Below are 23,488 nucleotides of genomic sequence, written 5' to 3'. Positions count from 1 at the left end.
GCTCAGCTTTCGTGTGAGACGGTCTCGGCATCTTCAGGGTCGAAACCGGAAATCGGATTGAAGCGGATGCGGGCACCGATCGGGATCTGCCCGGCAAGATCGAGATGATGGCGCGCCACGGAGCCGATCACCGGGTAACCGCCGGTTAGCGGATGATCGGCGAGGAACAGCACGGGCTGGCCGGTATGCGGCACCTGGATCGCGCCGATGGCGGTGGCTTCCGAAGGGAGCTCCGCCTGATCACGCCGCTCGATGGGAGAGGAGGCGGACAGTCGCATGCCGACACGGCTCGATTCCGGTGTCACCGACCATTCCTGCGTCAGGAGGGTTTCAACCCCATTGGCCGTGAACCAGTCGGTGCGCGGGCCAAGGATAACGTCGAGCGTCACCGTCTCGCCCGTACGCGGCAGGCGTGGGGGGAGGGGACGGGCGGGATCGACGGCGATGGTCCTCCCATTGGCCGGGACGAGGACATCGCCAGCGACAATCGGAGCCGGCCCGACCTTGGATAAAGTATCGGTGGAGGCGGACCCCAGCACCGGTTTGACGGCGAAGCCGCCGCGCAAGGCGAGATAGCTGCGCATGCCCTCCGACGGGATGCCAAGCGTCAATGTGTCGCCGGCATCGAGGGCGAAAGCTTTCGCGAAAGGAGCATTGATGTCGCGCCCGTCGGCGGTGCGGATGACCAGAGGGGAGGGAGCTCCGAAGACCGCTGATGTCACGGGGCCATCTGCCCTGACGGCAAAGCCACCGAAGGTCACCTCGATCACGGCGTCATCGCGCGGATTGCCGAGCGCAAGATTGACCTCCTGCATCGCCGCCCGGTCCAGCGCCCCGGATTGGCCGACGCCCTGATCGGCACGACCGGCGCGGCCGAAATCCTGATACAGCGCCGGCCGGTCAGCGCGGATGACGTGGAGGGCGTTCTGTTGCAGAAAAAATTTTCCGGAGGAGGGGAGGGTAACGGAAGGCCTGATGCGTCCGGAGCTTGCCGCATTACCCCCCTCTGTCAGCTCCGCTGACAGAGGGGGGTAATGCGGAGTACCGATCTCACCAACCGGCACATCCGAAAATTTCTCCGAGAGAGGAGGGGAGGCAAGGGGAGGCAAGGATAGTAAGCTGCCCGAAACTACCACACCCTTCGCCATATCCCGAAATCGTACCCGGTCGCCCGGGGCCAGGAGCGCTGCCCGCGCGCGGCTCGTATCCCACATCGCAAGCGGCGTGCGGCCCAGAAGCTGCCAGCCGCCGGGACTGTCGGACGGATAGATGCCGCCGAATTTGCCGCCGAGCGCCACGGCACCTGCCGGAATGCGTACCCGCGGGCTCTTGCGGCGCGGAACGTCGAAGGCCGGATCATCCGACGTCATATAGGCAAAGCCCGGCGCAAAGCCGGTGAAGGCCACCGTATAGGTCGCGGCCGTATGCCGGCGCACCACCTCTTCGACCGACCAGCCGAGGATGTCGGCAACATCGCCCAGATCTTCGCCGTCATAGGTCACGGGTATCTCGAACAGATCGCCCCGGCGCGCGCTGCGCTCCGTCAGATCGAGGCCTCGAATGAAGGCGCCAAGGCGGGCACGATCGGTCGTCAGCGGGTCGAAGCGGATCATCACCGTTCGCGCCGCCGGGATCATCTCGATGACGCCTTCCGGTGGATTTGCAAGCAGCCGGTCGAGCAGGGTCAGCGTCGTCTCGAGATCGACAAGCTCGGCCATAACACTGTCGCTCCCGACAGGCAGGAAACGCAGCCGCTCACCCATGGTGGGCAAAGGATTTCAGCGTCACGCCACGCGCAGCAAGCGTGTCGCGCAGGGTGGACGCGATGGCAACGGCGGTTGCGGTATCGCCGTGGATGCAGATCGATTGTGCCTCAAGGGGAATCACGGTGCCGTCGATCGCGACGATGCTTTGTTCGTTGACCATGCGCAGCATGCGCGCGGCCACCTCGGCGGGATTGTGGATGACCGAGCCGGGCAGGCGGCGGCTGACAAGGCTGCCGTCGGCATTGTAGGCGCGATCGGCAAAGGCCTCGCAGACGACGGTAAGCTCAGCCGCTCGCGCCTGCTCGACGATGGGCGCACCGGCCAGCGCCATCAGGATCAGCTGCGGATCGACAGCCTTGATGCCGGTAATGACATCGGCCGCCTGCCGGGCGTCATAGGCAATGGTGTTATAGAGTGCACCATGCGGCTTCACATAGCGAACCGTTGTTCCCGCCGCCTTCGCCAGCCCCTTGATCGCCCCGATCTGGTAAATCGTATCAGCGACCAGCTCTTCGCTCGACGGGTCCATGTTGCGGCGGCCGAAGCCAACGAGATCGCGGTAGCCAACATGGGCACCGACAACGACCCCACGTTCGGCCGCAACCTTCAGCACCTTCAGGATGCCCGCGGGATCGCCCGCATGAAAGCCGCAGGCGATATTGGCGCTGGTAACGATCCCCAGCATGGCGTTGTCATCGCCCATCGGCCATGGGCCGAAACCTTCGCCCAGATCGCTATTGAGATCGATGCTTGTCATGTCCAACCCCGTTCGAAATCCTGGATTGTTGAGGAGTAAATGCCCGGTGTTGTGGTACCTTGAGAGCTCAATTGGGATCGGCCGTCATATTAGTTCCATAGATAGATTTCTTACGTTGGCAACTGCGGTTCTGATCTATTGTCGCACGGCCGTTGCCGTACACTCGTCCTTGATTGGCGTATTCTTATCGCTCAAAAACAGCGAGACTTCTAATCAATAGACGAATTTTGCTCTAGTTCCCTACCGCGGGGTTGAGGAGCACGGCTTTTTGCTGTCTCCATGCCCCCAGTTGGGTGATCGCGTTATGGTGACGCCTCAAGGGGATCGAACTGCTTGCTCATCGCTATGCCGATACTACGGGCAGCGGTCATGACGCCACAGGTTGAGCTTGGTGCATCCGATCGCCGAATGAAATTTATAAAATCGTAGTTGGCGCTTTGCTCTTGTTAGCCCAATTTTTCTTGCAATGTGCGAGCGAATTAGCAAGATGCGCTTTAGAGTTTAAATCACGATCAAAATCGCATCTGAGAGATTTCCATGACATTCGCCGTGAAGGCCGGACAAGCCATCTCCGAAATGGACCAGCTGATCATCGCCCAGGCGCAGGAACTGTCCGAAAAGCTGAAGCAGCATCGAACGGAGATGTTCCCTCCGGTCGCGATGAAAGGCCTGCGGAAGTTCCAGCTGGCCGAGGCTGCCCGTTTTCTCGGCGTTACCGGCGGCTATCTGCGCAACCTTTCCCTTGAGGGTAAGGGTCCCCTCCCCCAGGTCACGCCCTCGGGTCGCCGCTCCTATACGGCGCAGCAGATGGAGGAAATGCGGCTGTTTCTCGATCAGAACGCTCGACCGGGAACGCATTATGTCCCGCGCCGTCGTGAGAAGGATCATCTGCAGGTCATCGCTGTGGTCAACTTCAAGGGTGGCAGTGGCAAGACAACCTCGGCGGCCCACCTCGCGCAACATCTTGCTTTGACCGGCCACCGTGTTCTCGCCGTCGACCTCGATCCGCAGGCTTCGCTGTCGGCTATCCATGGGTTCCAGCCGGAATTCGACGTGCAGGAGAACGAGACGCTCTACGGCGCCATCCGCTATGACGACCAGCGACGGCCGCTGAAAGAGATCATCCGCAAAACGAATTTTCCACATCTTGATCTCGTGCCGGGCAATCTGGAACTGATGGAGTTCGAGCACGACACGCCGCACGTCCTCGCCCAGGGCCAGGCCGGCGATTACGGCAGGATTTTCTTCGCTCGCCTCGACGAGGCGCTGAGTACGGTTTCCGACGACTACGACGTAGTGGTCATCGACTGCCCGCCGCAACTAGGCTTCCTGACGATGAGCGCAATCTGCTGCGCCACCGCGATCCTGATCACCGTGCACCCGCAGATGCTCGACGTCATGTCCATGTGCCAGTTCCTGCAGATGCTCGGCGAGGTGCTGAACACGCTGAAGGGTGCAGGCGGCGACATGAACCTCGACTGGCTGCGTTATCTGGTGACGCGTTATGATCCGCAGGACGGCCCACAGACCCAGATGGTCGCCTTCATGCGCTCTATGTTCAAGAACCATGTATTGACCAATCCGATGCTGAAGAGCGTGGCGATCTCGGATGCCTCGCTCACCAACCAGACGCTCTACGAGGTGGAGCGCAGCGCCTTCACCCGCACGACCTATGATCGCGCGATGGAAGCCATGGAGGGCGTGAACAACGAGATCGTCGATCTCGTCCATAAGGCCTGGGGACGGAAATGACGGGCAAGTTTACTGCAGTAAACTGGCGGAAAGGAGAAAAGCATGGCGCGTAAGAACATTTTGTCCGGACTGATGGACGACAGCAAGAAGTTTACCGCGGTAAACTCGGAAGCTCCGGCTGAGGCTCAGGCCCTTTCCTTCAAGGGTATCGGTGCGCTGGGTGCCGTCACGCGAAGCATAGACGCGCTGTCCGCTAGGGCAGAGAGCGCCAAACAACTGGAGGAGAAGCTCGCGAATGGAGAGACGGTCATCGATCTCGATCCGGCGCTGATCGAAAACTCCTTCGTCAACGACCGCCTCGGCGGCGATGATGAGCGGTTTCAGGAGCTGGTTGAGGCGATCCGACAGCGCGGCCAGGACTCGCCTATTCTCGTGCGCCCTCACCCGATACTGTCCGGCCGTTATCAGATCGCCTTCGGCCATCGGCGTGCCCGCGCCGCCCGCGTGCTTAGCCGTCCCGTCCGGGCCGTCGTCAAGGCGCTGGACGACCGCGACCACGTCATCGCCCAGGGGCAGGAAAATTCGGCTCGCGCCGATCTTTCCTTCATCGAGCGCACGATGTTCGCCCATCGGCTGGAGGGGCTCAGCTTTGATCGCGAGACGATCATGACGGCACTCAGCGCCGACAAGACGACCGTCTCCAAGATGCTTTCGGTCACAAGGCGTATCCCCGCCGATGTGCTGGCTGCACTGGAGGCAGCAAGAAGCGTTGGTCGAGACCGCTGGCATGATCTGTCGGCGCTGTTTGATGATGGCGCTTTTGTGGAGACCGCCCGCGCCTTATTAGCAAGCTCAGCATTTCTCGACGCGGATCCAGATCGTCGGTTCGAGCTTGTCGAGGCGTTGACGAAGCGCGAGCCGAGCCCGGCAAAGCCGGCTAAGGTGTCCAGGGCCGCGCGTGCGTGGCAGAATTCCGCCGGCACGCTGACCGCCAAGATCGTCGATGATGGCAAACAGGTGACATTTGCTCTGCGCTCGGACAAGATCTCCGCCTTCGGAGCCTACCTGACCGAAAATCTCGAACGGATGTATGAGGCATTCGAGAAGGACGCATTCCGAAGTAGACCTTCAGGCGTAGCATCCGAGAGAGTTTGAGAGGCCTAACGGTCGGGGATAACCCGGCCGTTCTGTTTTAGATAATTCGAAAACGGATAGGCCCGCTTACTCCCAGCGCGGAAGGCGGCGCACAATGCTGGATAGGGCGGCTGGCTCAGAATCTGTGGTCAACACCCCTTCGCCGGCAACTCGGGCGTGCTCTACCTGCTGGGGATAAGAGGGAGATCGTCGCGCGGCCCCTAACGTTTCCAATTGTCGGCAGACGAGAAATCGTCCCGATTTTGTGGAGGCGGCGAAGTGCGATCACTGTCGTAAAACCGGTGTAGGTCCCACATCCGCTCCAGCGCGATCGCAATCCCCTGCCCGAGACCGACGCACATCGTCGAGAGCGAATAGCGACCACCGACTGCAGTTCCAGCGCTGCCGAGCCGGTGATATCCGTCCCGAACATGCCGAGCGGATGGCCGAGTGCAATCGCGCCACCGTTGCGATTGACGCATGCATCATCGTCGGTGATGCCGAACTCGGGCGGGACGGCCAGGGCCTGCGACGCGAAAGCTTCGCTGAGTTCGATGCCTTCCAACGGGTGTTGGGAAATGCCGAGGCGTCCCATCAGCTTGCGTGATGCCGGAACCGGGCCGATGCACATCGCGCGCGGAGGCACGCCGCCGGTCGCACCCTCCCAGGATGCAGGCGACCGGCGCCAGCCTGTATTTCTTCGCAGCCGCTTCCGAAGCGATGATCCGTGCGGCAGCGCCTTGTTCACGCCGGAGGCGTTGCCGGAGGTCGACGTGCCGTCTTCTTTCTTAAAGAGAGTGCCAAGATTGGCCAGCGTTTCAATGGTCGTGGAACGCGGTTGTTCATCCCTGCCGACGACAATCGGGTGAACCTTGCGCTGGGGGATGGTGACGGAGTCGATTTCCTTCGCCAGTCGCCCATTTTCCTGCGCGGCGGACAGATGCCGCACATAATGCGAATGAAATGTGAGAGATGACGTATGCAAGCAACGGACTTCGTCAGTTGTTATGCTCGGGGTTGACGGCGATCGAGGCGCTTGGCGAAACCCGCTAGAAGCTTGCCTGCTCGCTGCTGGCCAAGCTCGGCTGTGCCGACTACCATGGCAAGCTCTTCGCGCTGACACCGTGCATCTCGTGGCTCGTACGTTCTTATCTGGAGGCCACGGCGCTGCCGACGATTATCGAGCCCCCCGCATCAGCTTTCCCAACAGGCAGGCCAGAGCGCCTGCCCCTCTGTACAGGATGGCACGAAGGTGGAGTATTTTGCCCGTGCGGCCTTGAAGCGGGTCATGTTGGTCAACCTGACTACGGACTTGTGCTTGCCAGCCTATTGCGCCCTTCACGGCGCGGTCTCCTTGCCGCTCTGACGGGAGGCGAGGGCGATCTTGCCGAGATTGGACCTGCAGGAAAGACGGCGTTCACCAAGATCGATCCCGACCCGTTGATGCAGGAGCTCGCAAAAATTCCGCTTAAGGGCTATGCCGTAATCAACCAAGAACTGGGGATAGGCCTCTGTATGATCGCCGTTCCGGTGGAAAACGACAGGGGGAGGCACAGTTGTCGCCTTTAATATCGGCGCGCCGGCTGCCCATACGGCAGGGGAGGATCTGCGGGATCGTTACCTGGCGCTGCTTTTGGAGGCAAAGGCTGCACTGAAGGCGGTGTTGCGCTGAATTGTGCGCTTTCGATTCTCGCCCGGTGACGTGCGAGGACGCTGCTCCGTATGTCTTATCTGCGGATAGAGTCTGCTGGCGACTCGCAATGCGTGCAATCCACTTGTCGAAGCCAATAAAAGAATAGGGTTTTCTCAACGTATAGCCGGAGTCATTGTTGCTACCCGGCTATTTGCCGCCACATCCGAATCGTGTCATGTTTTCGATACGGTTTTTGAGTGCATCACGCCTTAAAACCGCATCAAAGGAAACTAGCCGCGTGAACATGGAAACCGTCGCGACGACTGACATCCGCATCGAGCGGCATGCCAGGCAGCTATCGAAGCAGCTCAAGCTGCTGCGAGAACGGCTGTTTCCGCCAAATTCCTCAAAAACACTTCGAACGTTTTCCTCCGGCGAGGCCGCCCAGCTTATCGGCGTGTCCGACGGCTACCTGCGTCAGCTGTCACTCGACGGCAAGGGGCCGACCCCACGGCTCACCAGCAACGGCCGCCGCTCCTATACACTGTCTCAGATTAACGAACTTCGCCAACATATGGCGTCGATCAAGCCGAAGGACGCGCTAAGCTATATGCCGCACCGCCGTTTGGGCGAGCGACTGCAGACGATTGCGGTGACAAACTTCAAGGGCGGCTCGGCAAAGACCACGACGGCGCTTTATCTCGCACAATATCTCGCGCTCCAAGGTTACCGTGTGCTGACGATCGATCTCGATCCGCAGGCGTCGCTTTCGGCTCTGCTGGGCGTTCAACCAGAATTCGATCTTGAAGAGGGCGATACGCTTTACGGCGCGATCCGTTATGACGACGCCAAGCGCCGGCCGCTGTCCGATATCATCCGCAAGACCTATTTCGATGGGCTCGATCTTGTTCCCGGCAATCTGGAACTGATGGAGTTCGAACACGAGACACCCGGCGCGCTTCATGATCGTCGTGGCGGCACGGATACGCTGTTTTTCAAGCGCGTGGGCCTTGCCATCGCCGAAGTGGAGCAGGACTATGATATAGTCATTATCGACTGCCCGCCACAGCTCGGTTATCTGACGCTCGGCGCCGTCTGCGCCGCAACGTCGCTTCTCATCACCATCCATCCGCAAATGGTCGATGTCGCCTCCATGTCTCAGTTCCTGTTGATGACGTCTGATCTGCTGTCTGTTGTGCGCAAGGCTGGCGGCGATCTGACCCATGATTTCGTCAAATATGTCGTGACCCGGCACGAACCCTTTGATGCGCCGCAGTCACAGATCGTCGCGCTGTTGCGCAATCTCTTCGGAACCGACGTGCTGACGGCAACTATCCTGAAATCAACCTCGATTGCCGATGCGGGCCTGACAAAGCAGACACTTTACGAAATTGAAAAAGGCCAGGTGCGCAAGTCGACCTACGACCGTGCGCTGGAATCGGTGAATGCGGCCAATGCTGAAGTGCTGTCCAGCATCCACCGGGCATGGGGGCGGTCATGAGCAGGAAAGATCGGCTCAAGAACATTTTCGACGAGGCCGTCGAAGAGTTGGCCGCGGCCAACTCCGAGGAAGAGCGCCGCGATCCGGCCGGCCCGGTGCGCACCATGGCGTTGACGCTTGGGCGCATGGAAGAGGAAACCAACGCTCTCAAGCAGGCGATCCGCGCAGGCGAGCAGGTGGTCGATCTCGATCCGAAAACGATCGACGCCTCCTTCATTCGCGATCGCATGGGCGAGGATGCCATCGAGCCTGATGACGAGCTGGTGCGCTCGATTGCCGAGGGTGGGCAGGAAGTACCTATCCTCGTGCGCGTGCACCCGTCGAAACCGAATCGTTATCAGGTCGCGTATGGCCATCGTCGCCTGCAGGCAGCCCAGCTTCTCGGGCGACCCGTCAAAGCTATCATCCGCCCGCTGGAAGATCGCGAGCTGGTCGTTGCCCAGGGCATCGAAAATTCCGCACGCCAGAATTTGTCCTATATCGAGCGCGCGCTCTTTGCCTATGCGCTCGAGGAGCGCGGCTTCGAACGCCCGATTGTCATGCAGGCGCTGTCCACCGACAAGACCGAGCTTTCCAAGATGATTTCCGTCGTGCGCCAGATCCCGCATCGGCTGGTTCATTCGATCGGCAATGCGCCCTCGATCGGCCGCCGCCGCTGGCTTGCTCTCGCGGAGCTGGTTCCCTCACGTCCCAACAGTTCGTTGGAAAGCGTTGTGACAGCGCCGTCGTTCAAGACAGCCACCTCGGATACGCGATTCGAGCTGGTCTTTGCCTATCTGACCGACAAGGCTTCGAAGAAGAACACTGCGACGCGCTGGACGGCGGATGGTTCGGGGCGGATTGCTGCCGATATCCGCAGCGGTGGCCGCTCCTATACGCTCGCCTTCAAGGCTGAGGACGCGACAAGCTTCGGCGCATTCGTGGCTGAAAAGCTTGATACGCTCTACACCGAGTTCAAACAGAAACAATCAGGAGACTAACCCGCAAAAGAAAAAGGCCCCCAAACGTTGCCGTCGTGGAAGCCCTTCTCTGTATGTAGCAATTAGAGAATCCCATTTCCGCGAATCATAGTCAAGAGTCTTGGCACCGTTTTTGGTGATCGAATTTCTTTTGCCTCGTGAAAGGTGAAGGATATGGAAACGGGATATGTCTCGACGCCCTTTGGGCGGCGGACGATGACGCTTGGCATGCTGTCGAATCAGATCGCCGCAGCCAAGGTCGATACAGACGCATCGATCGACAAATGGAAACTATTTCGGGCGCTGTGCGAGGCAAAGCCTTTGCTCGGTATTTCCGATCGCGCGCTGTCAGTGCTCAACGCGCTTCTGAGCTTCCATCCGCATACTAAGCTCTCGGCCGAGGATGTACTTGTCGTGTTTCCTTCGAACACGCAGCTTTCATTGCGTACCCACGGTATGGCTGAAACGACGCTCAGGCGCCATCTCGCGGCCCTGGTCGCAGCTGGGCTACTCACCCGCAAGGATAGCCCGAACGGAAAACGTTATGCCCGCAAGGACATTGCCGGCCAAATTAATCACGCATTCGGCTTCTCGCTTGCGCCGCTGTTGGCCCGGATGACGGAAATTCTGACGCTGGCTGATCAGGTTTCGAGGCAGCGCCTGCAACTTCAACGCCTCAAGGAGCGTGTTTCGCTCTGCCGGAGGGATATTGCCAAGCTAATTGAAACAGCGATGGACGAGGGGGCACTTGGCGATTGGGGCAGCATTCAGCTCCAGTTTCGTACCCTCGTTTACTCCCTACCCCGCGCTTGCGGCGTCGCGGAAATAGCTCCCATCCTCGAAGAAATGGAGATGTTCCGCGAAGAAGTCGTTAACCGGCTGGAATTGAAAGTAAAAATTGACAATACGGACGGCAATGACGCCCAAAATGGCTGGCACATACAGAATTCAGATACACAACCTCTTACTGAATCTGAACCTCGCTTTGAACCAAAAGACTGCGCAAAACCAGTGGAAGAGCCGAAACGGTTGAACGAACCGCAAAAGGTATTTCCCCTTTCTGTAGTTCTTTCAGCCTGCCCGGAGATTTGGGCCTACGGGCCAGGGGGCAAGGTTTCGAGTTGGCGTGACCTGACAACGGCTGCGGTCGTGGTCCGTTCCATGCTGGCAGTTAGCCCCAGTGCCTATCAGCGGGCTTGCGAAGTCCTGGGTCCTGAAAATGCCGCGGCGGCTATCGCCTGCATTCTGGAACGCTCCAGACATATCAATTCGCCCGGTGGATATCTCCGCGACCTGACACGCCGGGCAGAGCGCGAGGAATTCTCGCTGGGGCCGATGATCATGGCGCTTCTGCGAGCCAACGGGCATGGGGCCAGAAAGGCTGGATAGCTGAACTTTCTGCTTTCAGATCGCTTCGAACGCGAAAAGCTCTGGCAAATTCTTCAATCGATACGAAGCGTTAACCAAGAGCTTTGTAAATCTTGGAGGACTGATTCAGGAGAACGAGTGTATGGCGTTGCTACGCAGGAACGAGACGATGTTGGATGCTGAAAAGGTCGTGGCCTTTCCCCTGTCCGGCAGGAAGGCAACGATCCGGCGCTGCGCCCGCGAACTGGAAAATGTCCATGGCGATGCTGCTGTAACCTACTGGCGTTCGGAATGCCGGGTACTCGCAGAAAGTCTTACCGCGCTTGGCTGCTCGGAGGATGACGTCCATCAGCAGGTCCTGACGTTCCAGACCGAGGTCCAGGTGGAAATGATGCGTCGCTACTCGGACAGAATGGCAGAAAAGACGGCCGAAATGGAGCGCATCGTTCCCTGAGAAGCGGTCACGGAACTTTCCTTACGGTCCACGCATTTTTCTTGCGTTACCAACAAGGGAGGGTTCCATGCCCCGTGGAGACAAATCTAAATACACCGACAAGCAGGAGCGCAAGGCTGACCACATTGCGGAAGGTTATGAGGATCGTGGCGTTTCTGAAAAGGAAGCCGAGCGTCGCGCCTGGGCAACCGTCAACAAGGAAAGTGGCGGCGGCAACAAGTCTGGTTCGGGTCGTGGAAAGCCCGATACCCCTGTTTCCGCCGAGAAAGGTGGGCGCAAGGGTGGCAAGGCTTCGGCGGAACGGCCGGCTGCAGAGCGTTCAGCGTCTGCAAAGAAGGCGGCCGCGACCCGCAGGAGAAATGGAGATCACGCGCATCACTGACGCTGACCTCCCAACTGCTCGAATTAGAGCGCCCGCCAGAACGATTCGACGATTGGACGGCCGGCTGAAGCGTGCCGGTAGATGCGGATTTCAACCTCCAGGTCCCAACTCGGATCATCGCTGGCACGCACCAGTTCACCGTCTGCCAGTTCTCGAGCAATAAGGCTCTGCGGCAGCCATGCCGTTCCCCAACCGGCCATTGCCATCGTCTTCAGCCCGATGGAGATGGTGTTTTCGTGAACAATTCGGGTTTCGAAGGATGGGCGCGCCGCAAACATCTTGTTGAGCGCCACCCCGAAGAAGGAAAAGTCTCCGTAGCTGAGATAGGGCAGGGGGCTGGCATCGCTTATGCTGCGATCGAGCGTTGGACCGTTTGCCTCGGGACGGGAGGCGGGGATTACCCGTTCCCTTCCAAGAACCAGATAGGGAAACCGTTCAGTATCGAGCAGGACGGGAACGGAAGGGTGGGCGTAGGTCAGCAGAAAATCGGATTCTCCGTCAACCAGTGTTCCGATATTCTCCTCGATCCCGCCCTTGTCGGGGCTGAGGCGCGAGCGGAGCGGGCCAAGGCGTTCCTTCACCTCGTTCAGCCATTCCGGGAAAAACGTCACGGTCAGCGTATGCAGTGCTGAAAAGGTGATCGTCTGGTTCTGGCTCTTGCTTGCTGGCCGAAGTGCGTCGCGCGTGGTGTAAAAATTACGAATGGCTTCCTGGGCCACGGGCAGGAAAGCGCGGCCCTGCTTTGTCAGTTCGGCCGGAAAGGTCGCACGGCTGACCAGGGTCACGCCCAGCCACATTTCCAGCTGCTTGATACGCCGGCTGAAGGCGGATTGCGTCACGTTACGCTCCTCGGCTGCGCGCGAGAACGAAAGCGTCGCGGCAAGTGCGGTGAAATCCTCAAGCCATTTCAATTCCATGGGGGGTCGACCTCCGCCAAATTCTCCGTCTTCGATATACCGAGGCCTGCCGCCTAAATCCTATGCATTTATCGCATAAGGATTGGAATACATAGCATTGGCCAGTCCATCCTCTTTTCCCTAGCGTCATCCCGGTAAGCGAATTGAAGCATATCCACCGAGGTTTGGCGTGAGCAGGACAGTCTATGTTGACGGGGAATATCTGCCTGAAAACGAAGCGAAAATTTCCGTATTTGATCGTGGTTTCCTGTTCGCGGACGGGATTTACGAGGTCAGCGCCGTGCTCAATGGGCGGCTGATCGACAACGATCTTCATCTGGCCCGATTGGAACGTTCGGTGCGGGAAATCCTGATCCCGATGCCGTTGACTGTCGCCGATATTGCCGAGATTCAGGCCGAACTGATCCGCCGCAACGACCTGCTCGAAGGGGTGGTCTACCTGCAGGTGACGCGGGGCACGGCCGATCGGGATTTTGGCTTTGCCGAGGACATGAAGCCAACCTTTGTCGCCTTTACCCAGGCAAAAACGCTCCGTGATACCGCTTCCGTGAAGAATGGCGTGGCGGTTGCCATCATGGACGACACCCGCTGGGCCCGGCGGGATATCAAGACCGTGATGCTTTTGGCGCAGGTTCTGGCCAAGAAAAGCGCCAGGAGTGCTGGTTTTCACGAAGCCTGGCTGGTCGAGGACGGCTGTATCACCGAGGGCGCATCCTCGACCGCCTATATCATCACCAGCGACGGCGCCCTGGTCGTCCGGCCCAATTCCCATGCTGTTTTGCCCGGCTGCACGCGGCAGGCCGTGCTCAAGATAGCGTCAGAGCAGGGCCTGCGGATCGAGGAGCGGCTGTTTACCGTCGCAGAGGCCCATGAGGCCAGGGAGGCCTTCCTTACGAGCGCCTCCAGCCTTGTAACACCCGTCATCAAAATTGCAGATCGCGTCGTCGGAGACGGCACTCCTGGCCCGATAACGCGCCGTCTGCAGACCATCTATCTGGAACTCGCTTTGGCACAGCCGAGCGTGCTCCCGTAGAACCCGGAAACCACCACAAACGATCATAAGAAAGGGAACAATGACCATCTCCAGCATCACAACGCTTGCCAAGCGCACTCTCCTGGCAATCGCCCTAACCTTTGCAGCCGTAGGTTCGGCCATGGCAGCCGAAGGCTATGGCGATTGCCCGCTGACAGGGGAAAAGGGCAGCGCCTCGATCACCCCGGCCGTTCCCGGCCAGTTTACGGTTATCATCAACCTGCCGGCGGTCGGCCAGTTCAACGGTGATACGCCCGATACCATCAAGGATGGCTACGAATTCTGCATGGCCGTCAATATCGCCCATCGCCTGGGGCTTGACAAGGTCAAGCTGGTCAACGCTTCCTTCGATTCGATCGTCGCCGGTCAGAACAAGGATTTCGACATTGCGCTTGCGCTGATTTCCGTGACGGAGCCCCGCAAGAAAGTCGTCGACTTCTCGGTTCCCTACGCCACGTCCGACTACGGTCTGGCTGCAAAAGCCGGTTCGACCCTGAATGAAGAGACGATCAAGGCCGCGCATCTCGGCACCCAGGCCGGTACGACGATGATCCCCTTCATCCAGGAGACGCTGAAGGTCGAAAATCTCGACGTTTTCGATGATACCGCCTCAATGTTTACCGCTGCTGCGGCCGGCAAGGTCGATGCCGTCATGACGGATCTCGGCATCGTCCTCGGCCAGGTGGCCAATTCCGGCGGCAAGCTCGTTGCCATCGGCAAATACTCGACCGGCGGCCAGACGGCGGGCATCTACCCGAAGGGCTCGGCCAGTGGTCCTGTCATCGACAAGCTCATCGAGACGATGAAGACCGACGGCACGCTGAAGCAGCTTGAGAAAGCCTATCTGCTGGAATCCTTTGGTGGCGTATCGCCGGACGACGTTCCTGCCTGGAAGCCGTGAGCGGGGAAGCCTTATGACCATCTCGGCTCCTGAAGCCAGGGGAGAGCGCGCCAGCAACTGGCGCGCTCGCAACCAGGTCCGCGCCCATGCCGGGCGCTCGCTGTTTGCCTTCCTTTTTGCCTTCGCTACCCTCCTTGCGGTTGCCTTTACCGCCCACTCCATCTGGTCCTACGTGATTGCACACGGGTGGGACACTCTGCCCTCGAGCATCGGCGCGCTGGTTGCGACTGTTCTGCCGCTGTTTGCCGTCGCCATCGCCAGCTATGCTTTGCTTCAATCGCTAAAGTCATCAAAAGAAAAGGATATTTACCTCGGGCGGGCCTTCGGCGCGAAGGCCTCGGATGCTTCCTGGAAGGCCATATCCTATTCCGCAGCGCTTCTGATCATTTGCGTTTTCGCCTGGTTTCTGGTGGTCAATGACGCCGCCGTTAGCCGTACCTTTTTCGACGTGGCGCTGATTGCTAAATCGTCCGCCACGGTTTTGAAGGCCTTCGGCACGAATATCTTCATCTTCGTCGTGTCGGTGATCCTGATCCTCATCTGGGCACTGGTCGTCGCCATTGCCCGAACCTTGCCGGGGGATGCCGGGCGTCCGATCCGCATGATCGCGATCATCTACGGTGATCTTTTCCGCGGGCTTCCGGCCATCATCACCATCTATCTGATCGGCTTCGGTCTTCCCCTGACCGGACTGCCGATCCTGAAAGACCTGTCGTCCAACGCCTATGCGATCATCGCGCTGACGCTGACCTACGGCGCCTATACGTCCGAGGTCTACCGTGCCGGTATCGAGAGCGTGCATCCAAGCCAGATCGCGGCGGCCCGATCCCTTGGGCTCTCCTATTTCAGGACGATGCGCTACGTCGTAGTCCCACAGGCCGTGCGGGGCATTGTTCCGTCGCTGATGAACAACTGCATCAGTCTGCAGAAGGACACTGCCCTGGTCGCCATCATCGGTACGATCGACGCCTTCAACCAGTCGAAGATCATTGCCAGCAACTACTTCAACCTCTCCGCCGTGACCACGGTCGCGATCATTTTCATCCTGATCACCATCCCGCAGGCCCGCTTCGTTGATCGGCTGATCGAGCGTGACCGGCGCAAGATGCGATCGGGAATGTGACCCCGCGGCTAAGGAATTTCATCAATGGCACTCGTCGAAATCGACAAGGCGTATAAACGCTACGGAACGCTGGAAGTCCTGTCCGGTATCACCCTGGATATCGAGGAACATGAGGTTGTCTGCCTCATCGGCCCGTCCGGCTGCGGAAAATCCACGTTGCTTCGCTGCATCAACCGGTTGGAAACGATCAGCGAAGGCGAAATCCGGCTGCATGGGGACCGTGTGACCGGCCCAGGCGTCGATCTTGATGCGCTCCGGCGCGAAATCGGCATCGTCTTCCAGGGGTTTAATCTCTTTCCGCACATGACCGTGATGGAAAACGTCACGTTGGCCCCGATCAAGGTGCTGGGGATGCACAAAACAGCGGCGATTGAGAAGGGGAGGGGGCTTCTTGCCCGTATCGGTCTCGATCACAAGTCCAATGAATATCCGGACCGCCTTTCGGGCGGCCAGCAACAGCGGGTGGCGATCGTACGCGCGCTTATGATGGACCCGACGCTTTTGCTTCTGGACGAGATCACCTCGGCGCTCGATCCGGAGCTTGTCTCGGAAGTGCTGGACATCGTGCGTGATCTTGCCAAAAAGGGCATGACCATGGTGCTTGCCACCCATGAAATGGGCTTTGCGCGGGAGGTTGCCGACAAGGTGTGCTTCCTGCAGAGCGGGGTGGTCTACGAACAGGGGCCACCATCGCAGATCTTCGGCAATCCTGAGGGCGAGCGCACACGCGCTTTCCTCAAGCGGATCATCGAGGCGGGGCGGATGTAAAGTTCATCAGGGAAAAATGGAAGCCAGCTGTTCCAGAACAATCAAACGAAAACAAAAGAGTATCTAGGATGTCTGGTTCAATCTGAAGCAGACATCCTCGCGGCTTGGGAGGGATGAATGTCATGTCTATGGCGGCGCGGAAGTTTGGACTTGGCTGCGGCATTCTGCCGACCGGCGCGAAGAATGCGATTACCGACGTGCCGGGCGTGCGTGTCGGGCATTGCACGCTGAAAGATGGTGACGTCAACACGGGCGTGACCGCTATCCTTCCCCATGGCGGAAACATGTTTCGCAGCAAGGTTCTTGCGGCGTGTGATGTCATCAACGGTTTTGGCAAGTCGGTTGGCCTGGTGCAGGTGAAGGAGCTCGGCACGCTGGAAACGCCGATTGTTCTGACCAACACGCTCTCGGTCGGGACCTGCGCAACGGCGCTGATCCGTGACGCTGTTGCCGCCAACCCTGACATCGGCCGGGAGACATCCACCGTCAATCCCGTGGTGGGGGAGTGTAATGATGGCCCCCTCAACGACATCCAGGCGCTTTCCATTGCCGAGGAACACGTTCGTATCGCGCTGGCCAACGCCACAGACGGGGACGTCTCCGAGGGCAATGTCGGGGCCGGAACCGGCATGAGCTGCTTCGGCTTCAAGGGCGGTATTGGCACGTCCTCTCGCCTGTTGCGGCTCGACAAACGCGAATTCCATCTGGGTGTTCTGGTTCTTTCCAACTTTGGTCGCGCGGGCGATCTCGTCCTGCCGGATGGACGAAGGGCTGACCCGCGGGGTGGCAAGGAGCCGGAAAAGGGCTCGATCATGATCGTCCTCGCGACGGATGTGCCGATGGAACAGCGCCAGCTCGGGCGGGTAACACGCCGCTGCGGCGCCGGGATCGCCCGGCTCGGTGCCTTCTGGGGCCATGGAAGCGGCGATATCGCAATCGGCTTCAGCACGGCTATCCGTATTGATCACGACGAAAATCGCGATTTCATTCCCCAGACGGCGCTTAATGAAGACCGGATCGACCTGCTTTTCCGTGCAGCAACCGAGGCCACGCAGGAAGCGATCCTCAATTCGCTTTGCTCCGCAGAAACAATGACCGGCCGCTCCGGCCGCACACGTCGCTCGCTTGCCGACTGGTTGGCAGACGAAATGCGCTGAGACTGGCCCTCGACAAGTTCGGTCGCTGCGTTCCAGTGCTTAACTTTTTTAACGCCTCGTTCGCTAGGATCGTCAGGTGAAACCCGCTCGGCCGGATTGAATGCCGGATGCCGAACGAGGTGGGAGGGCTTTGAGCGTCAAAACGGCCGTTCCGTTTAAGATTGCGGCAGTGCCTTGCCAGCTCACGAAACCCTGGTTTTGTGGGCGTTCTTGCACCGAAACCCGAGACAGGACAGCGAGAAAACGTGCTATATGACGCCGCAGAGCGCAGGAGGCTATGGTTTTCCGCATTCTGCTCGACGAGAGAGCCAATTTTTCGCCTTCCGAGGATGACGAATGATAAGCCAAGTTTATCGGTCATTACTGAATTGAAACGGGCGGTGCGGTTTTCTGTTCTCTGATAGACAAAACTGCACAGACGATATACTTATTTCTATAGACCGGCTTGCCGTCGTGTGGCTTGCGTCTTCTGGAGAACGGGAAGTCTGGAGCTATTTGGCGCGCGCGCTTAAATGCCTGACCCGTCGAACTGCTGAGCGTCGCTGCCTTCCCAAGGGGAGGGCGTCGAGAGGCGATTGAGGTCGGCCGAGGGCATCGGCATCCAGCATTTCAATTCCGGCTCCGCATATTCAAAGATCTGTCCAGGCGAGGAATCAGCGGCGCGCCAGCCTTCTCCTCCAAACTGATCACCGTTTGACCAGTACGCGAGATCGACTTCTGCCGGCCCCTGTTCGGAGGAGCGGATTGTGACTAAGATCCGGCTACCGTCTTTCGGTGCCTTTGCCATGGAACGCCAACTGCCTGTCTCGTTCATTGATTTTTCTCCTGCATTTCTGCTCGGTACAACTGTCGTCCTGCCGTCGACGGTGGTCAACCCAATCTTTGCAGGACATGATCTATCGATTGATCAACGAACGCTGTGGTTGCGCAGATATTCGTGTTTAGGCACACCTGATAGTGAAAGCGACCGCTCCAAGAAGTCGACGGTGAATGCAACCAATCAAGAAGGTGAATTCAAATGCATATACTCGTCGTTGGCGCTGCAGGCATGATCGGCGGCAAGCTTTTGGACCGGATCGCCGGACAACTGGATGTTCTCGGCGAACCAATCGAAGCGCTTACCATTGTAGACGTGATCGAACCTATTCCGCCAGCTGCGCTTTCCGACATCGCAAACTGCGGGCAGGTTGATCTTGTTGTTCCCGGCGCGGCCGAAACGCTGATCGCCGCCCGACCGGATGTGATCTTTCATCTTGCAGCGGTGGTGTCTGGCGAAGCGGAGTCGGATTTTGACAAGGGATATCGGGTCAATATGGATGGAACGAGGGCCCTCTTCGAGGCGATCCGTAAAGAAGGGCAGAAGGCACCCTATGTACCGCGTCTTGTCTTTGCATCCTCGGTTGCCGTCTTCGGAGCGCCGTTCCCCGAACGGATCGGCGACGAGTTCTTCACGACACCGCTCACCAGCTACGGTACGCAAAAGGCAATCGCGGAGCTGCTTCTTGCCGACTATTCCCGGCGCGGCATTTTTGACGGTATCGGTATCCGTCTACCGACCATCTGCATTCGGCCGGGTGCACCCAACAAAGCCGCTTCGAGTTTCTTCTCGAATATTCTGCGGGAGCCACTGGTCGGCAAGGAGGCCATCCTTCCCGTCGATGTAAATGTGCGGCACTGGTTTGCCAGCCCGCGGTCGGCCGTCGGCTTCTTCGTTCACGCCGCCAGACTGGACCTCTCGCTGTTGGGCACGCGGCGAAACCTAATGATGCCTGGTCTGTGTGCAATGGTGGGTGAGCAGCTCGCCGCACTCGAGAGGGTTGCTGGTGCCAGAGCCACGGCCCTAATCCGCCGGCAGCCGGATCCTGTTGTTCAGAAGATCGTCTCTGGCTGGCCTTCTGATTTTGATACGGAACGCGCCAGGGCGCTCGGGTTCGCAGCGGAAACCAGCTTCGACGATATCATCCGCATTCATATCGAAGACGAGCTGGATGGAATGTTCGGCGGTTGAAGCAAGGACATCCGTGAAGTTCCGTTTGCGCTATTGTCTGATCTTTGCCTGGCGCGGGTGGGGTGGCTATAGGCGACAACATATAAGCGCGCTACAAAGACGTGCGAAACGTCCCTTCCTGTGTGCTATAGTTTGTCAGGAAAAATGGGAACCGGTTTTCCCGAAAAGACAAACGGACGCAAAAGAATCTAGAGGATGTCTGGTTCAGTCTGAACCAGACATCTCTATAGGCTCACCTCAAGGCCTTCCGCCTATATGGATAATTTCTTACATTCGAAGACCGTCCATTTCCGCCCACTTTGAAACCGAGGTGGAATTTGCTCTATCTCGCGTCCGAAAAGGCGGACAACGGCCACGATACAGTTAACGATTTGCTGGACTGCGGCCATAGAGCAGCAGCATGGCGATGATGACGACGCCGTAGATGATCTGTCGCCCGGCTTCTGGCATTTGCATGACGGACAGGATCGATTGCAGGAGGGTGATGAGGATCACGCCTGCGACTGTCCCGAGATAGGAGCCCTTGCCGCCAAGGATCGATGTACCTCCCAGGACGACTGCGGCGATCGAGGGCAGCAGGTAGGTGTCTCCCATTGATTGCGCGGCCTTCGAGGCGTAGCCGGCTAGCAGAGTGCCGCCGAAAGCGCTGAGTGCTCCGGAGACAACAAAGGCGATCAGGACGATCCTGCGGGTGTTGATGCCAGAGAGATAGGCTGCTCTCTCCCGGTTGCCGATACCGTAGACGCAACGGCCGAAGGTCGTACGTGTCAGCACGAAGACCGCCGCCGCACCGACGACTACCCAAATCAGTACGGCGTTGGGTACGCCCGGCAAGAGAAAACCGGTCGCCAGATAGCGCATAGCCGATGTAGCGGAATCCTGCGGCGAGAAGCCGCCGGTATAGACCACCATCAGCCCTTGCGCGACAGCGTTGGTCGCCAGCGTGATGATCATCGACGGGATGCGCAGATAGGCGACCCCAATGCCGTTGGCGAGCCCGATCACCATGCCACAGAGAATGCCGAAGGGAATGGCGAGGATTTCCCCTGTGGGGCCATAGGCTGCGGCCGCGCATGCCATCATTCCGCCGACGGCCACAGCCCACGGAACCGAGAGGTCGATCTGGCCGAGCAGGATGACGATCATCATTCCCGTGGCGATAACGCCGAGGAAGGACGCGACCTTCAACTGCTGCAGCAGATATTCCGGCGACAGGAAGCTCGTCGAATAGAAGCTGCCAATCGCCAGGAGAAGGATGATACACGCGAACGCGGTCGATATGGCCGGATCGAGACGCCGCAGGAATTTCGGAGGGGTCATCGGCGGTTCTCGCGTTGCGTCGCTCATCCAAACCACTCCAGACGGTTGCGGACGCGAAACAATCCGAACGCGCCGAGACTGACGGCAACCAACAATACCACACCCTGGAACAGCGGCTGCCAGAGCGGATCAAAATCGAAGACAAAAAGCAGATCGCCGATGGTGCGAAAGGCGAGCGCGCCGAAGATCGCTCCGATGGCGCTTCCCCTGCCGCCGAACAACGAGACGCCGCCCAGCACCACTGAGGCGATCGAGAACAGCGTATAGGCGTTGCCACTGGCGAGCGCTGCCTCGCCGGTATAGGTGAAGAAGGTGAGAAACAGACCGCCAATCGATGCGAGCAGGCCTGACAGCATGTAAGCCGTGAATTTTGCGCGACGAATGGGGACGCCGGACATATAGGCGGCGACCTCCGACGAGCCAGAGGCGTAGGCAGCCCTTCCGATAGTGGATCGCCTAAACGGCACCCACACCACGGCGACGACAATAACAAGGGCGACGAGGCTAGACGGCACCACGCCGAGCACCCGTCCGGTCATCATGTCGGCAAGGTCTTCATTGACCGAACCGCCGGGATAGGGTCTGAGCAGCAGGGCGATGCCGAAGAACACGGCGCCGGTGGCAATGGTGGCGACGATCGGCTGCAGGCGACCATAGATGACAATCAACCCGTTCACCGCTCCGCAGGCAAGGCCGGTTGCAAGAACGGCAACGACGCCCAAGCTGGTCTCAAGCGGCGTACCGACCACCAGCCATGAGGCCAGCGCGTTAGTCAGGATGAATACCATGCCAACTGAAAGGTCGATTCCGGCGGTAATCACCACCAGCGTCTGCGCCATAGCGACGAAGGCCAGCAATACGCCTTTGTTAGCGGCCGTCTGAACCACATTGGCTGTTAATCCCGCCGGATGGTTGGAAACGTAGATAATGAACATAACCAGGAAAATGCCGACCGCCATCAGCACGCCGCGGTGTTCGTTCAGCCAGTAACGCCACTCGCTCACGCGGCAGTCTCCATCTTCTTGTCCTCGACGTTGTGGGCGCTAGCGATCAGCGCATGTTGGGTGATGCCGTCGCCTGTCAGCTCGCGTGCGATGCCACCGCCATAAAGAACCAGCACGCGGTCGCAACAACCGATGAGCTCGTCATAATCCGTAGAATAAAACAGGATGGCGGCACCCGCTTCCGCAAGGCGGCGCAGCAGCTGATAGATTTCATGCTTCGTGCCTACGTCGATACCGCGTGTTGGGTCGTTGAGAAGGATGATCCGAGGCTTGCGCATCAGCCATTTGGCGATGACCACCTTCTGCTGGTTGCCGCCGGAAAGCGCCCCGACAGGGATATCCAGGCCATCGGTCTTGATGGCAAGCACCTTTACCATTTCGTCAATCAGCAATGCTTCCCTATTGCGGTCTATGATCCCGCAGTTGGATATCTTGTCGAGCACAGAAAAAGAGAGGTTTTCCCGCACCGTCATCGGCAGCATCAGACCTTCAGTCTTGCGGTCTTCAGGGATCAGCGCCATGCCGACCTCGTGGGCGCTCGCCGCTTCGGGGCTTTCTAGGCTAGCGGGTTTTCCATCAACGAGGATGGAGCCTGTCGTGCCGCGCAGGACGCCGAACAAAGCAAGCAGCAGTTCGCGCTGTCCCTGTCCATCGAGACCGCCAAGGCCGACGACCTCGCCTTTGCCGACGGTGAACGAGATATCGCGCAGACTATCGGTCCAGCCGAGGTTACGGCATTCGAGCGCAGGTGGCGCTCCGTCTTTCGGTAGGCTTGGCTTGGGCGGAAAGGCGCTGCTGTATTCACGGCCAATCATCATCTCGACGATCTCGCCGTCGCTGCGTGTGCCGGCCGCGAAACTCAATACGTTGCGGCCGTTGCGGAACACGGTACACTGGTCAGCGAGTTCGGTGATCTCGTGCATCCGATGGGAGATGTAGAGAAGAGCCAAGCCTTCCGAACGTAGCCGTTTCAGCACGGAAAATACCTTGGTGACGTCGGTGGCGGTGAGGGCGGACGTGCCCTCATCGAGAATCAGGATCCGCGGCTTCCAGGCCAGCGCCTTTGCGATCTCGACCAGTTGCCGCCGCGATAGCGGCAGATCCTTGACCAGTGCGCGGGGGTGAACGTCCTCGGCGCCCGCGCGGGCGAGGGCTTCTTCAGCGACGACACGCTGTCTCCGGCGATCGATCAGGCCAAAGCGACGCGGTGGATCGGAGATGCTGATATTGTCGGCGACGCTCAGATCGGGGATCAGCGACAGTTCCTGGAACACGCACGTAACACCGGCGGCCGAAGCCTCGGCCGGTGATCGGAAACGGATAGGTCGTCCCTCCAGCAGCATGCGGCCTTCATCCGGAGCCACGACACCGGCCATAATCTTGATCAATGTCGATTTACCCGCTCCATTTTCACCCAGGATGGCGTGGATACGACCGGCCTCCACCGTCAGTTCGGCATTTTCGAGAGCGCGTACGCCGCCATACCGTTTCGACACCTCGTTCATCTGGAAAAGCGGCGACGTCGCCGGTATGTCTGGTGCGGTCATGAAAATCCTCGAGTCCGTTTTTCGCGCGCCGCGGACTCTGCCCGCGACACGCAGTCAGGATTCC

At 59.1% G+C, this 23,488-nt stretch carries 22 protein-coding genes and 1 pseudogene; 15 read left to right on the top strand and 8 right to left on the bottom strand.

Annotated features, from left to right (window positions below; all coding sequences use genetic code 11):
* Nucleotides 1–2: 2 nt before the first annotated feature.
* Nucleotides 3–1,763 (bottom strand): 5-oxoprolinase subunit B/C family protein, encoded by a 1,761-nt coding sequence (locus tag QO002_RS21180; protein ID WP_307235001.1) that lies wholly within the window; start codon nucleotides 1,761–1,763, stop codon nucleotides 3–5.
* A complete protein-coding gene (locus QO002_RS21175) occupies nucleotides 1,756–2,523 on the bottom strand; it encodes a LamB/YcsF family protein (RefSeq protein ID WP_307233690.1) in 768 nt (255 codons plus the stop codon). Before QO002_RS21175 ends, QO002_RS21180 begins: the two co-directional genes overlap by 8 nt.
* 537 nt (nucleotides 2,524–3,060) lie before the next feature.
* Between QO002_RS21175 and repA (QO002_RS21170) the strand changes: the two genes are divergently transcribed.
* Nucleotides 3,061–4,275, top strand: coding sequence for a plasmid partitioning protein RepA (repA, locus tag QO002_RS21170; RefSeq protein WP_307233689.1), 1,215 nt, complete (start codon nucleotides 3,061–3,063; stop codon nucleotides 4,273–4,275).
* A gap of 42 nt (nucleotides 4,276–4,317) precedes the next feature.
* Nucleotides 4,318–5,370: a plasmid partitioning protein RepB gene (gene repB / locus QO002_RS21165; RefSeq protein ID WP_307233688.1), complete on the top strand. Its 1,053-nt coding sequence runs from the start codon at nucleotides 4,318–4,320 to the stop codon at nucleotides 5,368–5,370.
* 293 nt (nucleotides 5,371–5,663) lie between these two features.
* On the opposite strand, the pseudogene QO002_RS21160 reads toward repB (QO002_RS21165), so the two are convergent.
* A pseudogene (locus tag QO002_RS21160) lies at nucleotides 5,664–6,286 on the bottom strand (thiolase family protein); the annotation flags it as partial.
* Between the two features lie 506 nt (nucleotides 6,287–6,792).
* Between QO002_RS21160 and QO002_RS31140 the strand changes: the two are divergent.
* From QO002_RS31140 to QO002_RS21130, 6 genes are all read left to right on the top strand, one after another.
* Nucleotides 6,793–6,918: a hypothetical protein gene (locus QO002_RS31140; protein ID WP_442417771.1), complete on the top strand. Its 126-nt coding sequence runs from the start codon at nucleotides 6,793–6,795 to the stop codon at nucleotides 6,916–6,918.
* A gap of 368 nt (nucleotides 6,919–7,286) precedes the next feature.
* Nucleotides 7,287–8,483 carry a plasmid partitioning protein RepA gene (gene repA, locus QO002_RS21150; protein ID WP_370878582.1) on the top strand — a complete coding sequence of 399 codons (1,197 nt, stop codon included), beginning with the start codon at nucleotides 7,287–7,289 and terminating at the stop codon, nucleotides 8,481–8,483.
* Nucleotides 8,480–9,463 (top strand): plasmid partitioning protein RepB, encoded by a 984-nt coding sequence (gene repB / locus QO002_RS21145; protein ID WP_307233686.1) that lies wholly within the window; start codon nucleotides 8,480–8,482, stop codon nucleotides 9,461–9,463. Before repA (QO002_RS21150) ends, repB (QO002_RS21145) begins: the two co-directional genes overlap by 4 nt.
* 153 nt (nucleotides 9,464–9,616) lie before the next feature.
* The gene (repC, locus tag QO002_RS21140; protein WP_307233685.1) at nucleotides 9,617–10,831 is read left to right on the top strand and encodes a plasmid replication protein RepC; all 1,215 of its coding nucleotides are present in this window, start codon (nucleotides 9,617–9,619) and stop codon (nucleotides 10,829–10,831) included.
* Nucleotides 10,832–10,952: 121 nt separating this feature from the next.
* Entirely contained in the window at nucleotides 10,953–11,264 is a 312-nt protein-coding gene (locus QO002_RS21135) for a DUF6074 family protein (RefSeq protein WP_307233684.1), read from the top strand.
* 67 nt (nucleotides 11,265–11,331) lie between these two features.
* A complete protein-coding gene (locus QO002_RS21130; protein ID WP_307233683.1) occupies nucleotides 11,332–11,646 on the top strand; it encodes a plasmid stabilization protein in 315 nt (104 codons plus the stop codon).
* Nucleotides 11,647–11,669: 23 nt separating this feature from the next.
* Here QO002_RS21130 and QO002_RS21125 read toward each other — a convergent pair whose 3' ends face one another.
* Nucleotides 11,670–12,563 carry a LysR family transcriptional regulator gene (locus tag QO002_RS21125; protein ID WP_307233682.1) on the bottom strand — a complete coding sequence of 298 codons (894 nt, stop codon included), beginning with the start codon at nucleotides 12,561–12,563 and terminating at the stop codon, nucleotides 11,670–11,672.
* Nucleotides 12,564–12,732: 169 nt separating this feature from the next.
* On the opposite strand from QO002_RS21125, the gene QO002_RS21120 reads away from it, so the two are divergent.
* The 5 genes from QO002_RS21120 to QO002_RS21100 all read left to right on the top strand — a co-directional run bounded on the left by QO002_RS21120 (nucleotide 12,733) and on the right by QO002_RS21100 (nucleotide 17,545).
* The gene (locus QO002_RS21120) at nucleotides 12,733–13,596 is read left to right on the top strand and encodes a D-amino-acid transaminase (protein WP_307233681.1); all 864 of its coding nucleotides are present in this window, start codon (nucleotides 12,733–12,735) and stop codon (nucleotides 13,594–13,596) included.
* Between the two features lie 40 nt (nucleotides 13,597–13,636).
* The gene (locus QO002_RS21115; protein WP_307233680.1) at nucleotides 13,637–14,497 is read left to right on the top strand and encodes an ABC transporter substrate-binding protein; all 861 of its coding nucleotides are present in this window, start codon (nucleotides 13,637–13,639) and stop codon (nucleotides 14,495–14,497) included.
* A gap of 13 nt (nucleotides 14,498–14,510) precedes the next feature.
* On the top strand, nucleotides 14,511–15,620 hold the full coding sequence (locus tag QO002_RS21110; RefSeq protein WP_307233679.1) for an amino acid ABC transporter permease: 1,110 nt from the start codon (nucleotides 14,511–14,513) through the stop codon (nucleotides 15,618–15,620).
* A gap of 24 nt (nucleotides 15,621–15,644) precedes the next feature.
* Entirely contained in the window at nucleotides 15,645–16,388 is a 744-nt protein-coding gene (locus QO002_RS21105; protein WP_307233678.1) for an amino acid ABC transporter ATP-binding protein, read from the top strand.
* 122 nt (nucleotides 16,389–16,510) lie between these two features.
* Nucleotides 16,511–17,545, top strand: a complete 1,035-nt coding sequence (locus tag QO002_RS21100; RefSeq protein WP_307233677.1) for a DmpA family aminopeptidase — start codon at nucleotides 16,511–16,513, stop codon at nucleotides 17,543–17,545.
* Between the two features lie 508 nt (nucleotides 17,546–18,053).
* On the opposite strand, the gene QO002_RS21095 is transcribed toward QO002_RS21100, so the two are convergent.
* Nucleotides 18,054–18,359 (bottom strand): hypothetical protein, encoded by a 306-nt coding sequence (locus QO002_RS21095; protein WP_307234999.1) that lies wholly within the window; start codon nucleotides 18,357–18,359, stop codon nucleotides 18,054–18,056.
* Here QO002_RS21095 and QO002_RS21090 point away from each other — a divergent pair.
* Together QO002_RS21090 and denD are read left to right on the top strand one after the other, a co-directional pair.
* The gene (locus QO002_RS21090) at nucleotides 18,331–18,597 is read left to right on the top strand and encodes a hypothetical protein (protein WP_307235093.1); all 267 of its coding nucleotides are present in this window, start codon (nucleotides 18,331–18,333) and stop codon (nucleotides 18,595–18,597) included. The genes QO002_RS21095 and QO002_RS21090 overlap by 29 nt on opposite strands.
* Nucleotides 18,564–19,553, top strand: a complete 990-nt coding sequence (gene denD / locus QO002_RS21085) for a D-erythronate dehydrogenase (protein ID WP_307233676.1) — start codon at nucleotides 18,564–18,566, stop codon at nucleotides 19,551–19,553. The genes QO002_RS21090 and denD overlap by 34 nt, the downstream gene beginning before the upstream one ends.
* Before the next feature lie 363 nt (nucleotides 19,554–19,916).
* On the opposite strand, the gene QO002_RS21080 is transcribed toward denD, so the two are convergent.
* The 3 genes from QO002_RS21080 to QO002_RS21070 are packed head-to-tail and all read right to left on the bottom strand — an operon-like array spanning nucleotide 19,917 to nucleotide 23,424.
* Entirely contained in the window at nucleotides 19,917–20,900 is a 984-nt protein-coding gene (locus tag QO002_RS21080; RefSeq protein WP_307233675.1) for an ABC transporter permease, read from the bottom strand.
* Nucleotides 20,897–21,877 (bottom strand): ABC transporter permease, encoded by a 981-nt coding sequence (locus QO002_RS21075; protein WP_307233674.1) that lies wholly within the window; start codon nucleotides 21,875–21,877, stop codon nucleotides 20,897–20,899. The genes QO002_RS21080 and QO002_RS21075 overlap by 4 nt, the downstream gene beginning before the upstream one ends.
* Nucleotides 21,874–23,424, bottom strand: coding sequence for a sugar ABC transporter ATP-binding protein (locus tag QO002_RS21070; RefSeq protein WP_307233673.1), 1,551 nt, complete (start codon nucleotides 23,422–23,424; stop codon nucleotides 21,874–21,876). The genes QO002_RS21075 and QO002_RS21070 overlap by 4 nt, the downstream gene beginning before the upstream one ends.
* Nucleotides 23,425–23,488 lie beyond the last annotated feature (64 nt).

This window comes from Pararhizobium capsulatum DSM 1112, assembly GCF_030814475.1.
GTDB classification, from domain to species: domain Bacteria; phylum Pseudomonadota; class Alphaproteobacteria; order Rhizobiales; family Rhizobiaceae; genus Pararhizobium; species Pararhizobium capsulatum.
The sequence above is the reverse complement of the archived record's forward strand: the minus strand, read 5'-3'. Positions and strand labels throughout refer to the sequence as shown.

Excerpts from the sequence above, each read along its gene's own strand:
- QO002_RS21180 (WP_307235001.1), bottom strand. The coding sequence starts at position 1,763 with ATGGGTGAGCGGCTGCGTTTCCTGCCTGTCGGGAGCGACAGTGTTATG.
- QO002_RS21175 (WP_307233690.1), bottom strand. The coding sequence starts at position 2,523 with ATGACAAGCATCGATCTCAATAGCGATCTGGGCGAAGGTTTCGGCCCA.
- repA (WP_307233689.1), top strand. The coding sequence starts at position 3,061 with ATGACATTCGCCGTGAAGGCCGGACAAGCCATCTCCGAAATGGACCAG.
- repB (WP_307233688.1), top strand. The coding sequence starts at position 4,318 with ATGGCGCGTAAGAACATTTTGTCCGGACTGATGGACGACAGCAAGAAG.
- QO002_RS31140 (WP_442417771.1), top strand. The coding sequence starts at position 6,793 with ATGCAGGAGCTCGCAAAAATTCCGCTTAAGGGCTATGCCGTAATCAAC.
- repA (WP_370878582.1), top strand. The coding sequence starts at position 7,287 with ATGGAAACCGTCGCGACGACTGACATCCGCATCGAGCGGCATGCCAGG.
- repB (WP_307233686.1), top strand. The coding sequence starts at position 8,480 with ATGAGCAGGAAAGATCGGCTCAAGAACATTTTCGACGAGGCCGTCGAA.
- repC (WP_307233685.1), top strand. The coding sequence starts at position 9,617 with ATGGAAACGGGATATGTCTCGACGCCCTTTGGGCGGCGGACGATGACG.
- QO002_RS21135 (WP_307233684.1), top strand. The coding sequence starts at position 10,953 with ATGGCGTTGCTACGCAGGAACGAGACGATGTTGGATGCTGAAAAGGTC.
- QO002_RS21130 (WP_307233683.1), top strand. The coding sequence starts at position 11,332 with ATGCCCCGTGGAGACAAATCTAAATACACCGACAAGCAGGAGCGCAAG.
- QO002_RS21125 (WP_307233682.1), bottom strand. The coding sequence starts at position 12,563 with ATGGAATTGAAATGGCTTGAGGATTTCACCGCACTTGCCGCGACGCTT.
- QO002_RS21115 (WP_307233680.1), top strand. The coding sequence starts at position 13,637 with ATGACCATCTCCAGCATCACAACGCTTGCCAAGCGCACTCTCCTGGCA.
- QO002_RS21110 (WP_307233679.1), top strand. The coding sequence starts at position 14,511 with ATGACCATCTCGGCTCCTGAAGCCAGGGGAGAGCGCGCCAGCAACTGG.
- QO002_RS21105 (WP_307233678.1), top strand. The coding sequence starts at position 15,645 with ATGGCACTCGTCGAAATCGACAAGGCGTATAAACGCTACGGAACGCTG.
- QO002_RS21100 (WP_307233677.1), top strand. The coding sequence starts at position 16,511 with ATGTCTATGGCGGCGCGGAAGTTTGGACTTGGCTGCGGCATTCTGCCG.
- QO002_RS21090 (WP_307235093.1), top strand. The coding sequence starts at position 18,331 with ATGGAACGCCAACTGCCTGTCTCGTTCATTGATTTTTCTCCTGCATTT.
- QO002_RS21095 (WP_307234999.1), bottom strand. The coding sequence starts at position 18,359 with ATGAACGAGACAGGCAGTTGGCGTTCCATGGCAAAGGCACCGAAAGAC.
- denD (WP_307233676.1), top strand. The coding sequence starts at position 18,564 with ATGCATATACTCGTCGTTGGCGCTGCAGGCATGATCGGCGGCAAGCTT.
- QO002_RS21080 (WP_307233675.1), bottom strand. The coding sequence starts at position 20,900 with ATGAGCGACGCAACGCGAGAACCGCCGATGACCCCTCCGAAATTCCTG.
- QO002_RS21070 (WP_307233673.1), bottom strand. The coding sequence starts at position 23,424 with ATGACCGCACCAGACATACCGGCGACGTCGCCGCTTTTCCAGATGAAC.